14 protein-coding genes are annotated in these 12060 nt (G+C 54.8%); 10 read left to right on the forward strand and 4 right to left on the reverse strand.

Features of this window, described 5'->3' with window-relative positions:
* Positions 1-77 precede the first annotated feature (77 nt).
* From AC2FIB_RS07500 to AC2FIB_RS07545, 10 genes are all read left to right on the forward strand, one after another.
* Positions 78-1817, forward strand: a complete 1740-nt coding sequence (locus tag AC2FIB_RS07500) for an ABC transporter substrate-binding protein (RefSeq protein WP_496736009.1) — start codon at positions 78-80, stop codon at positions 1815-1817.
* Positions 1818-1899: 82 nt separating this feature from the next.
* Positions 1900-2949, forward strand: coding sequence for an ABC transporter ATP-binding protein (locus AC2FIB_RS07505; protein ID WP_496841864.1), 1050 nt, complete (start codon positions 1900-1902; stop codon positions 2947-2949).
* 1 nt (position 2950) lies between these two features.
* Complete coding sequence (locus tag AC2FIB_RS07510; RefSeq protein WP_496736006.1) at positions 2951-4027, forward strand: ABC transporter ATP-binding protein; 1077 nt, start codon at positions 2951-2953, stop codon at positions 4025-4027.
* Positions 4024-4887, forward strand: coding sequence for a carbohydrate ABC transporter permease (locus AC2FIB_RS07515; RefSeq protein WP_058274620.1), 864 nt, complete (start codon positions 4024-4026; stop codon positions 4885-4887). The genes AC2FIB_RS07510 and AC2FIB_RS07515 overlap by 4 nt, the downstream gene beginning before the upstream one ends.
* The gene (locus tag AC2FIB_RS07520) at positions 4884-5681 is read left to right on the forward strand and encodes a carbohydrate ABC transporter permease (protein ID WP_058274621.1); all 798 of its coding nucleotides are present in this window, start codon (positions 4884-4886) and stop codon (positions 5679-5681) included. Before AC2FIB_RS07515 ends, AC2FIB_RS07520 begins: the two co-directional genes overlap by 4 nt.
* An 8-nt stretch (positions 5682-5689) precedes the next feature.
* Positions 5690-6094 carry a DUF2160 domain-containing protein gene (locus AC2FIB_RS07525; RefSeq protein ID WP_058274638.1) on the forward strand — a complete coding sequence of 135 codons (405 nt, stop codon included), beginning with the start codon at positions 5690-5692 and terminating at the stop codon, positions 6092-6094.
* 66 nt (positions 6095-6160) lie between these two features.
* Positions 6161-6556, forward strand: a complete 396-nt coding sequence (locus AC2FIB_RS07530; protein WP_113790821.1) for a BlaI/MecI/CopY family transcriptional regulator — start codon at positions 6161-6163, stop codon at positions 6554-6556.
* The gene (locus AC2FIB_RS07535; RefSeq protein WP_496736003.1) at positions 6543-7640 is read left to right on the forward strand and encodes a M56 family metallopeptidase; all 1098 of its coding nucleotides are present in this window, start codon (positions 6543-6545) and stop codon (positions 7638-7640) included. The genes AC2FIB_RS07530 and AC2FIB_RS07535 overlap by 14 nt, the downstream gene beginning before the upstream one ends.
* 526 nt (positions 7641-8166) lie before the next feature.
* Positions 8167-8334 (forward strand): hypothetical protein, encoded by a 168-nt coding sequence (locus AC2FIB_RS07540; RefSeq protein WP_496736001.1) that lies wholly within the window; start codon positions 8167-8169, stop codon positions 8332-8334.
* Positions 8335-8593: 259 nt separating this feature from the next.
* The gene (locus tag AC2FIB_RS07545; protein ID WP_496841866.1) at positions 8594-8758 is read left to right on the forward strand and encodes a hypothetical protein; all 165 of its coding nucleotides are present in this window, start codon (positions 8594-8596) and stop codon (positions 8756-8758) included.
* Positions 8759-9025: 267 nt separating this feature from the next.
* On the opposite strand, the gene AC2FIB_RS07550 is transcribed toward AC2FIB_RS07545, so the two are convergent.
* The 4 genes from AC2FIB_RS07550 to AC2FIB_RS07565 all read right to left on the reverse strand — a co-directional run bounded on the left by AC2FIB_RS07550 (position 9026) and on the right by AC2FIB_RS07565 (position 12052).
* Positions 9026-9871: an oxidoreductase gene (locus tag AC2FIB_RS07550; RefSeq protein ID WP_496735997.1), complete on the reverse strand. Its 846-nt coding sequence runs from the start codon at positions 9869-9871 to the stop codon at positions 9026-9028.
* A 141-nt stretch (positions 9872-10012) separates the two neighbouring features.
* Positions 10013-10306: a hypothetical protein gene (locus AC2FIB_RS07555; protein WP_496841867.1), complete on the reverse strand. Its 294-nt coding sequence runs from the start codon at positions 10304-10306 to the stop codon at positions 10013-10015.
* Positions 10307-10381: 75 nt separating this feature from the next.
* Positions 10382-10753, reverse strand: a complete 372-nt coding sequence (locus AC2FIB_RS07560; RefSeq protein ID WP_496841869.1) for an ArsR/SmtB family transcription factor — start codon at positions 10751-10753, stop codon at positions 10382-10384.
* Positions 10754-10960: 207 nt separating this feature from the next.
* Entirely contained in the window at positions 10961-12052 is a 1092-nt protein-coding gene (locus tag AC2FIB_RS07565; protein ID WP_496735992.1) for an aminomethyl transferase family protein, read from the reverse strand.
* Between the last annotated feature and the right edge of the window lie 8 nt (positions 12053-12060).

The raw sequence follows: 12060 nt of genomic DNA on the forward strand, positions 1-12060 counted from the left end.
CAGGTGCGCAGAAAATCGCTGATGCTGTCTGCTATCCGGTTTGCGCCGGAAAACCATAATTTTTTGGGAGGAAAGAGATGCGGAGACATCTACTTTCCGCAGTGGCGGCTGTTGCCGTCATTGCGGGGCACGGTCCCGTTTGGGCCGACGAAGCCGCAGCACAACGTTGGATCGACGATGAATTCCAGCCATCGACCTTGTCGAAAGACGAACAGATGTCGGAAATGCAGTGGTTCATCGAAGCTGCACAGCCTTATGCTGGCATGGAAATCAACGTCCTGTCCGAGGGTATCCCGACTCATTCCTATGAATCCGAGGTCCTGACCAAGGCGTTCGAGGAAATCACCGGCATTAAGGTTAATCACCAGATCCTTGGTGAGGGCGAAGTGGTTCAGGCGGTTCAGACCCAGTTGCAGACAGGCCGGAACCTGTACGACGGCTATGTCAACGACAGTGACCTGATCGGCACGCATTCGCGTTTGCAGCTGGCCTATCCGCTGACCGACATGATGGGTGGCGACTGGGCCGGTACGACCTCACCGACGCTGGATCTGGAAGACTTCATGGGCATTCAGTTCACCACCGGTCCTGATGGCAAACTGTATCAGTTGCCGGACCAGCAGTTTGCCAACCTCTACTGGTTCCGCAAGGACTGGTTCGATGATGAGGCCAACAAAGCCGCGTTCAAAGAGAAGTACGGCTATGATCTGGGTGTTCCGGTCAACTGGTCAGCTTACGAGGACATCGCAGATTTCTTCACCAACGACGTAAAAGAAGTCGACGGCACCACGATCTATGGTCACATGGATTACGGCAAGCGTGCGCCCGACCTTGGCTGGCGTATGACTGATGCATGGCTGTCGATGGCTGGTGCAGGTGATAAAGGCGAGCCAAACGGTATCCCCGTCGACGAATGGGGCATCCGCATGGAAGCAGGTACCTGTAACCCTGTCGGCGCTTCGGTGTCACGCGGTGGTGCTGCGAACGGTCCAGCCGCGGTCTATGCGATCCGCAAGTGGGATGAATGGCTGCGGAACTATGCACCTCCGGGTGCGGCGTCTTATGACTTCTACCAGTCGCTGCCGGCGCTCAGCCAGGGCAACGTGGCCCAGCAGATCTTCTGGTACACAGCCTTTACCGCCGACATGGTGAAGCCGAAGTCCGAAGGCAACAACACCGTAGATGACGAAGGCACGCCGCTGTGGCGGATGGCGCCAAGCCCGCACGGCCCCTACTGGGAAGACGGTCAGAAGGTTGGTTATCAGGACGTGGGTTCCTGGACATTCCTGAAGTCGACCCCTGCGGATCGTGCTCAGGCGGCCTGGCTCTATGCCCAGTTCGTGACGTCCAAGACTGTCGATGTGAAGAAGTCCCATGTGGGTCTGACCTTCATCCGCGACAGCTCGGTCAACCACGAGTCGTTCACCGAACGTGCACCCAAGCTGGGTGGTCTGGTCGAGTTCTACCGCTCGCCTGACCGTGTGGCATGGTCGCCAACCGGCATCAACGTGCCGGATTATCCGAAGCTGGCCCAGATCTGGTGGCAGCAGATCGGTGACGTGAACTCGGGTGCCTTCACCCCGCAAGAGGCGATGGACCGTCTGGCCGAAGAGATGGACATCACCATGGCCCGCATGCAGGCCGCGGATGAAAGTGCCGGTGTCTACGGTGGCTGTGGTCCCCGCTTGAACGAACCGCAGGATGCGTCGTTCTGGTTGGAAAAAGCAGGTTCGCCCAAAGCCAAGCTCGAGAACGAAAAGCCGCAGGGCCAAACCGTCAACTACGACGAACTGGTTCAGCGCTGGCAGTCTCAGTAAGCCATTGGAACCCGGGGATGCCGTTTCAGGCATCCCCACCTCAAGACCAGTGCGACGCACTGAAGAACCGGAACCCACGGACATGATCGAACTACAAGATGCCACCAAACGCGTTGGCAACGTTATCCATATCAAGCCCACGACCCTGACGCTGCAAACCGGCCATTTCAATGTGCTGCTGGGCGCGACGGGATCGGGCAAAACCTCTCTGATCAAGATGATGGCCGGGTTAGACCCGATCGCTTCGGGCAAGGTGCTGATGGACGGGCAGGACGTCACAAGGCTCAACACGCAAAAGCGGCAGATCAGCCTCGTGCACCAGTTCTTCGTGAACTATCCGCATATGACTGTCTTTGACAACATCGCCTCGCCTTTGCGCGTGGCAGGGTTGGCGAAATCCGAAATTGAAGGACGCGTAGAAGAGGCCGCCGATTTGCTGCAGCTGCGCCCGATGTTGCATCGCCGACCGCATGAGCTGTCAGGCGGCCAACAACAACGTACCGCGTTGGCCCGTGCCATCGCAAAAGAAAGCCGAGCCGTGTTCCTCGATGAACCGTTGGCCAACCTGGATTACAAGCTGCGCGAAGAACTGCGCGAGCAGCTACCCGACCTGTTTGCCGGTCGTGGGGCGGTGGTGGTTTACGCCACCTCGGAACCCGAAGAGGCGCTGCTTTTGGGGGGATATACTGCCCTTATGGAAGACGGTCGCGTTACGCAATTCGGCCCGACTGCTGATATCTATCGCAACCCTGAGAATATTGCCGCTGCGCGCGTGTTCTCAGACCCGCCGATCAATGTGGCCCGCGTCACCGTGTCCGGTGCACGAGCGCGATTGGCGGGTGGAGGCGGCTGGCAGGTCGCGGATATGACCGATGGCGAGTACATGGTCGCAGTGCGGCCGCACCGAGTGACACCAATCCGCACCTCGGATGCGGATGTGGAACTGACCGGTCGGGTGATTGTAACCGAATTGTCAGGGTCGGATTCCAGCGCTCATTTCCAGCATGGGGACGATGCGTGGGTCTCTTTGGCAGCTGGTGTACACCCCTATCAGGTGGGCGAAGACCACCGTTTTTTCATGAACCCGGCCCATTGCCGGTATTTCGGCCAAGACGGCAAAAGGGTAGCCTGACATGGCACAGATCAAGCTTTCAAACCTTAAACACAGCTATATGCCGACGCCAAAAGGCCCGGATGACTACGCGCTGAAGGAAATTGACGTGACCTGGCGCGATGGCGGGGCGTATGCCCTGTTGGGGCCATCAGGTTGCGGGAAGTCCACGTTGCTGAACATCATTTCCGGTCTTCTGACACCGTCTGAAGGGCAGATCCTGTTCGATGACCGCGACGTGACGGCCTTGCCGCCAGATCAACGCAATATCGCGCAGGTGTTCCAGTTTCCGGTGATCTACGACACGATGACCGTGGGTGAAAACCTAGCTTTTCCGCTGAAAAACCGGGGTGTCGACGCCGCGACAATCAAACGCCGCGTCGATGAGATCGCCGAGATGCTGGACGTCACCGAGTTGCTAAAAACCCGCGCGTCGGGTCTTAGCCCGGACAACAAACAGAAGATCTCGATGGGGCGCGGTCTGGTCCGCGACGACGTGAATGCGGTGATGTTCGACGAACCGCTGACTGTGATCGACCCGCACCTGAAATGGAAACTGCGGTCGAAACTGAAGGAACTGCATCAGCGCGTCAAAGCCACGATGATCTACGTGACCCACGACCAGACCGAGGCGCTGACCTTCGCGGACGAAGTGGTCGTGATGCAAGACGGTGAAGTGGTTCAGATCGGCACACCTGTCGAACTGTTCGAACGTCCTCAGCACACGTTTGTTGGTCACTTCATCGGCTCACCCGGCATGAACGTGCTGCCCTGTGAAGCCAGGGGCGACCGCGCCGTTTTTGAAGGCCACGAAGTGATGTTGGAAGGTCCGATCCATGGTGATGGCGGTCGAACCGATTTGGGCATCCGCCCAGAATATGTGGGGTTCAATGACACCGGTATCCCGGCACATGTGACAAAGGTCTCGGATATTGGCCGTCACTACGTGGTCAGCGCCATGGTTGGTAACACGGCCCTGAAAGTAGTAACTGAACACAGTGTTCCGGAACCGGGATCACAAGTCTTCCTGCAATTCAAACCAGAACAATCGCGCGTCTACCGCGACGGCTGGATCGCAAGCGAGGAGCGGGCACAATGAGAACGGAAAACCAAAAGGCATGGTTCTTTGTCTTACCGGTTCTGGCCCTTGTCGCGTTCAACGCGCTGGTGCCGATGATGACGGTCGTCAACTACTCGGTGCAGGAAACCTTCGGCAACAACCAGTTCTTCTGGGAAGGGCTGGGTTGGTTCGAACAAATCCTGCGGTCCGACCGGTTCCAAGCCGCACTTGGACGGCAGTTCCTGTTCACTTTCCTGATCCTGCTGATTGAGGTGCCCCTGGGCATCATTGTGGCCCTGTCGATGCCGCGCAAAGGGTTCTGGGTTCCAGTTTGTCTGGTTCTCATGGCTCTGCCGATGCTGATCCCATGGAATGTAGTCGGGTCGATGTGGAATATCTTTACTCTGCCCAAGATCGGCTTGCTGGGCTATTTCCTGAATGACGTTTTGGGCATCAACTATGACATGACGCAGCAGCCGCTGTCGGCGTGGATCACGGTCGTCATCATGGATGTCTGGCACTGGACTTCATTGGTCGTACTACTCTGCTATGCAGGCCTCGTGTCGATCCCGGACGCCTATTATCAGGCCGCCAAGATTGACGGCGCCAGCCCGTGGTCGGTATTCCGCTATATCCAGCTGCCCAAGATGAAAACAGTCCTGACCATCGCAGTACTGCTGCGGTTCATGGACAGTTTCAACATCTATACCGAGCCCTTCGTTCTGACCGGCGGCGGCCCCGGCAATTCAACCACCTTGCTGTCGATCGACCTTGTGAAGATCGCTCTGGGACAGTTCGACCTTGGCCCTGCAGCCGCGATGAGCCTGATCTACTTCGCCATCACGCTGCTGGTTTCTTGGGTCTTCTACACTCTGATGACAAAGGATGACGCGCAATGAAGAAGCGGTCCCTTATCCCAATCCTCTATATCGCGTTTCTGATGCTGCCGATCTATTGGCTGGTAGCGATGTCCTTCAAGACCACGAACGAGATTCTGTCGGGCTTTTCCCTGTTCCCGCAGACCTTCACGCTGGAGAATTACATCACCATCTTCACAGATCCGACGTGGTATTGGGGCTACATAAATTCGATTGCCTACGTGACAATCAACACGGTGCTTTCCGTTTGTGTGGCCTTGCCCGCCGCTTATGCGTTCTCGCGCTATCGGTTCCTTGGTGACAAGCAGCTGTTCTTTTGGCTGCTGACCAACCGTATGGCGCCGGCTGCGGTGTTTGCGCTGCCTTTCTTCCAGCTGTACTCGTCTATCGGATTGTTCGACACATATCTGGCCGTGGCACTTGCCCATACACTGTTCAACGTGCCGTTGGCTGTTTGGATCCTGGAAGGTTTCATGCGCGGGATTCCCAAAGAGCTGGATGAAACGGCCTATGTTGACGGCTATTCGTTTCCACGCTTCTTCGTGACGATTTTCCTGCCGAACATCAAAGCGGGTGTCGGCGTCGCGGCCTTCTTCTGTTTCATGTTTTCGTGGGTCGAGATGCTGTTGGCCAAAACCCTGACTGCGGTAGAGGCTAAACCCATCGCGGCCGTCATGACGCGTACTGCCTCCAGCGCCGGGTACGAGCTGGGCCTGCTGGCCGCTGCCGGAACCCTGACCATCATCCCCGGAGCCATCGTCATTTGGTTTGTCCGCAACTACATCGCGCGCGGTTTCGCGATGGGTCGTGTGTGAGGTTCAATATGCGTAAACTTCTTCTCATCCTCCCCTTCCTACCCACGACGGCCTTGGCTCAGGCTCAGACCGGATGGGGCAACGTTGGCCAGCAAGAGGAAAAGGGATTTTCCTGGACCGACCCTTTGTGGCCCGATTTCTGGATGGCCTGGACGCCTGCGACACTTGCAGTTTTCGTTGGGATATTCTCAGCCATCGCGCTGATTGGCGTTCTCGAAGGCTTCAAATATCGCGACGGGATTGAGCGGCGCGGCGTATTGGGTCTGACCACTACGCTCGGCGATCGTCTCTTCATCACGCTTCTCGGGGCGGCCTACATCTTTCTGGCCTGGCTCGGATTGGTTGGACAACCGGTTTGGACGCCGCTGTTTTTGTCCATCGGTTGGGGCATCTTCGTCTTCTGGAAAGTTTAGGCTTTGCGAAACAGTGAAAGGATGCTTGTCTGTCAGGCATACTAAAAAATGGCGACACCGAGACTGATGCGAAAGAAAAAAACTACAAACTTGCTGACCGAAGTGGAACTTGAGTTCATGAATGAACTCTGGGCGCTGGGTCAGGGCTCGGTCCGAGATGTTCTTGATCGTTTGGCGCCAGATCGAAATCTGGCCTACACATCCGGCGCAACAATCTTGCGAATTCTCGATGAAAAGGGATTTGTAGAAAGCGAAAAGAACGGCAAGTCGTTGATTTATAGGCCACTTCTGGAAAAAGACAGGTATCAGTCGCGTTCGCTGCAAAATCTCTCCCGGACGTTATTCGACGACACCCCCGCAACTTTGGTTGCAAGGTTGGTCGACGATGCGGGGCTGACAGAAGATGATCTGGAGGAAATTCGAGCACTGGTAGAGAGGAGACTGCAAAATGACGGCGGTTAAACCGGTTCTCGACGCTTTTCTCGAGTTAAATGTTGTACTTGGATTGTCGGCACTTATCTGGCTGGCGGTGCGCGTCGTGTTCGCGCGATCGTCTATGCGATATGGGTTTGTTGCACAACTTCGATCGCTCAAAGCACTTTGTATTTGTGTTGTGCTGAGCCCGGTGCTGGCAATGGGTGTCTCGGCCTTTATCGGTTTTCTGTGGCCTGGACGCGCAGTCGCGCTGGGGGATCTGGCCGTGGCTGCCTACTTGCGTGGTGATATTGCCATGCCGGCTGCGCAGTTCGAAACCCTGCTGAACACGCGCGAACGTTGGCTTGATCACGTTCTTTCTGGTTCGTCTGTCCTTGTAACATGCGTTTTGATTGCATTCGCCCTGGTGTCGACTTTCCTGACAATTCGTGTGCTTCGCGATGCATGGGCAATTCGCAAAACCGTGAGATCCAGCTTTCTTTGGCGGCGGTCGTCGAAGGTAGACATCCGTTTGTCGGACCGGATAACCGTACCCTTCGCTGTGCGCGGCCTACGTCGCCGCCACGTCGTCTTACCCAGCCATTTGCTGAATACACCGCGTGAATTGCGGTTCGCTTTGGCACACGAATTTCAACACATCCGTGCCATGGATGTGGAGTGGGAGCTGGGCTTTGAGCTGATGCGCCCGCTACTGTTCTGGAACCCGGCATATCTGGTGATTAAGCACCAGTTTGACCGACTGCGCGAGTTGGCCTGTGACCAATCCGTTGTCTCGCGTAAGGGGATAGACGCCAAAGACTATACGGCCTGTTTGCTGGATTACTGTTCGCAATCTCTTACAATGAACTGCCCACGTATTCTTCATGTGGCCTTGGTGAACGGGACAAAAGCAAAGCATGTGTTGCGTTTGCGTGTGATTGCCTTGACCGAAGCGTCGACGGCAAGCCCTCCTCTGCCTGCCGTATTTCTTGGGATGACCCTAGCATTGGCAACCATTCTTGCCATCAGCTCGGCGTCAGTACGCCAGACTCAGGATTGGAGCCACGATCGCTTGATGCTGTCGACAGTTGTTAATCTGGAACGGCTTGAGGCTCGCACTCAGGGGAATTGATATGCGGTGATGCTCTCCGGCCAGGGTTGGAGAAGTTGTTTATCGTATTTTGCGCTCGCGCCTAGTGCCAATTTTTAGGTATTGAGGGTGCTCAACTAAACTGGCTTACCGGTGCTTTCAAATTCGAAGAGATGATCTAAGCAAACAAGCGCGTTTGGCTTGATCTCGTCTTCGTTTGCTATTGGGTTGACCAACGCGATGGTCGCCCTGCTGAGCGTCTCTTGTCTGCGCGACCAGCTGGATTCGCCAAACGGCTGTTGGCCAGTGCGACCGGAACGATCGTATTGCTATTCGCGCTGACTTTACTGGCCTGGCGCATCACCGCGTTTGCACAGGACCATCTGTTTTTCGGCCGAATAGCCTGGCGCAAGCAATTGCAATTTTAGTCCGTGGTTGCCACTAACATCTGGCGGAAAATGATGTGCGCCTTCATATCGCCGGCCACCAGCAATTTGCCGAAGCAGATGAGTATCGCTATCGTGAGGCGATGGGTTGACCGTGCGTGAGGTCCTGAAACAGCGCCAACGTGTCGCGCATTGATCTGGTGGAATTCGATCCGCCGATAACTGATCTGGGGCGCAATCTGGTTTCCATTGCACGCCTGACCGGGACCAGTGTGGAGGCCTCGATTCTGAACGTCTACAACACCGACGCATCAACTATGTTAAATCCACCGATCAATCATATGATCTGATCATCATAGACTTTCCCGATCCTCACAACGAAGCGCTGTAAAGCTCTATTAGATTGAATTTTATGCTATAGCCCAAAGCATTTTGACCTACGTTGGTGCTTTGGTCACCCAAAGCAGCTCGCCGTTCTTTTCGTCGCATACCTACGGGGCAATTTCCGAGACCTCGTCCGAGAAATTCCCGCAGGTAATGAACTATCAGGTTTCGATCCTGTCGTTTGGAGTTTAGGGGTACAACTTTGTGGCCAATGATCCAACTCGGATGCTTGGTGCGCTTCCGGAAGGCTTGTGCATTCTGATACTGGTTGTCTTTGAGGCCGCCCATGTGCTTTTCGAGGACCTGCTTCCCAAGCGTGAACTAGCAATCAATTCCATCATTGATCCGAGTATTTATCACGAATACATTCCTGATGTTTATGGCTACTGAGCCGAGCTGACCTCATGAGAGCATATTCCACAATCAAGGAAGTTCATCATGTCGTCGAACAATAGGTGTGAATCCTACGGGAGACGGGTTTCGTTGCCTACGTACTTGCTACGGCGAATGTCGGATCACCTAGATGGTGAGACTCAGGTTGCAACAAAATCATGCATCTACGTTTTCAATTTTTGAGGCTTAAGAGATCATGATTTTCTTGCTGAACCGTCTGGAAGCAACCATCAGTACTACTCGCGGAGAATTGCCCCGAAGGGCTCAGAATTGCCATTCTGCTGCGGTGCGTCCAACGTCCGCTTCACTTGGCCGGGTTAAGTCAGCCGAACCGATTGCGCCAATGCTCACAGCGTTCCGCGTCCCGTAGGTTATATGCCTACAACGCGTCGGCGGGCTCACAACGAATTGGCCTTCGCTGTCCTCGCCAAGAGCAGCCAAGCGCATAGAGTACCATGCAGTGACGCTCCCACGCGGCGGCGCAGCAAACATTGGAAACTCTGGATCGTCTCCAGTCTTCTGCAACCAGACATTTGCGAGCGACGGGTTCAGCGCCATTGCGCGAGCAAGATTAATGGCATCAGCAGAGCCATCTTTCAGAGCTTTTTCAGCCTGGTCCCTTATCTCAAAACCCCTGGTCAGCATGATCGGTATCGATGTGATCTCTTTCACCCGTTTGGCTAAATTGATGAAATGCGGCCCAGAGGAAGACGTGCTGTCGGACCTCGATGCGGTGCCGGGGAAATAAGTCCCTCCACTGATGTCTATCAGGTCAATTGATAAGTTGTCGATCATGTCCAAAATTTCCATCGTATCGTCAGGCGTAAGACCGCGCTCGAACTCGTTGGTCGAGTTGATTTTGATGCTTATCGGGTAAATCGGTCCAACTGCGCGTCGCACGGCATCGATCACCTCACCAATGACATAAAGACGCGCTTCAACTGTGCCGCCATAAGCATCTGTCTGATGAAGAAAACCTGGCGTCAGAAACTGACTGAATAGAAACCCGTGACCAGCGTGGATCTGAAATCCGCGGAAACCAGCTATTTGTGCGAGGACCGCCGCTTGCGTGTATGATTGCGGCAGTTTGTGTATTTCTTCCAAGAACATACGGTCACAACGCAACCCATCGACGTCGAGAGGAGACGGTCCCACCGGTATGCTGATCGGCCCTTGTGCTAGCGCCCCGGCGTGGCCATGCTGTGGCCAGATGTGCGCACCGTTTGCTGATCCACGTTTTGCCAATGCTTGCTATGCAACCAAATCTGCATCCGGTCCCAGAACGAGGTTGCCGGGTTTCTCCGGATAGTGCGGACTCACCTGCACCTGCACCTGCACCTGCACCTCACCGATCAGCGACAGCGCTGCACCACCGGCCGCCCATCGTTCAAGGAGTCGCAATTGAGAGGCGGTGAGGTTGCCAGCGCCATCGCCAAGGAAGTCTGACATTACCGACTTTATCAACCTGTTCTTCAGTCGCACGCCGCAGGGCAGATCCAAAGGTTGGGTCAATAAGTTTGTTGCTTCACGGTTTTTCAGAATCATCTCACCATCGGTATATTTCGATATTCCACTTCTATTATGCGAAACTCGGGGCGTATCTCCTGTCTTCTCGTTATGTTATGGTTTTAGAAGTTCGTCTTGGATGGCAGCAAGAAACGCTTGAATATTCTTTTCGTCGCGGCGGTAGAACGTCCACTGACCGTGGCGCTCTGCGTTCACAAACCCTGCTTTTTTCAGCAATCCCACGTAGTTCGAGATTGTAGATTGAGATAGCTTTGCCTTCTCTTGAATATACGCGACGCAAACGCCTTCCAGGTCGTCATGTCCGAGCAAAGCTGGCGGAAAGTTTGAGCGGTCTTTTAGCCACTCCAATATCCTTCGGCGAACAGGATTGTTTAGTGCTGATAATAATTTTTCAATGTAAATAAATTGAAAAATCTCGGTACAAGGCTTATTGTCAAACCTACTTCCAATTACTAAAGCGCGCATTCTGCCAACTGCCACTAACGTCAGCTTCGTTCGCAGAGCAGACGTTCAAGCCGACTTCAGCGAGGGACTGCATTGAGCCCTTAGCTCCAAATGCTGCGGCCTGAGCCAAAGGCTTCTTTTGGCACGGTTGCGTCTGGTGGGCGGGTATCCAGAAAGCAGCGAATAGTAATTTGAACACAGGCACCGTCGCTGCAGGCCAAGACTTCCCTAACTATGTGTGCGAGCTTTTTCAGGGTCGTAAATTGGGCTGGACACAATTGTTGCGTTTGTGGCGAAATCACTTCCTGAGACCTTTAGAGTGGACCCGATTTCAAGCCCTGGATGAACATGCGCAAGCGCAAGCGATTTGTTCAGGCGGCGAGAGTAACAGGGGCTGTTGATAACCCCAATATCTTCGCCGTCCAGGGACAGCCTCTCCCCACCTTCGACCATGTCGGAGTGATCGATGTCCAGACAGACATTGTTGACTTTTTCGGCGCCTTTTGAGGCCATGACCATCGACTTGCCTCGGAAGTCGCCCTTTGTCCTGCTGACGGTGAAGCCGAGGCCGACCTCCCACGGGGAGTTTTCATCGGTCATGTCGTAGCCATAAAACAACAGCCCGGCTTCGATACGCACCTTGTCAAGAGCAGTGAAAGAACAGGGCATGACGTCTGCATCCGCCAGTTTGTCCCAGATGTCGGTGATCACCGCACCACCCGCAAAAATCTCGTAGCCGCGTTCGCCCGAATATCCGGTACGCGAAATACGGCAGGGATGACCAAAGAGCACAGCAGGCGCATGTTCAAAGTAGCCCAGTTTGGCGAGATCGATGTTGACATGAGCGTTGAGGATATCCAGCGAGGCTGGCCCCTGCACGGACAGGTCATGCAAGTCTTCGGTAAATTCGACCTGAACGTCACGTCCTGCCGCCGAAGCTTCTAAGAACGCCATGGTGTCACCCGAACCATGTACGATCATCCAATCGTTGTCGCCGTTGTTGGACACGATAGCATCATCGGCGATCCCGCCGCTGTCAGTCAAAACGCAGAGATATGCTGCCTTCCCCGGTGCGAGTTTTGACAGATCCCGTGTGGTTAGGTGGTCAAGCACGGCAGGGGCGTCAGGACCACGTACGAACACCTTCTTCAAAGGAGACATATCAAACATGCCAGCGCGTTCACGGACTGCATCATGTTCATCATTGGGGTCAGTGTCATAGGTCCAGGCCGTGCCCATGCCATTCCAATCCTCCAGTCCCGAGCCAAGCGCGGTGTGGCGTGAGGCAAGGGCAGACGTGCGGCTGAGTTCCTTGGTCATGTTAATCC

It is taken from the genome of Ruegeria sp. YTSA072 (assembly GCF_059610285.1).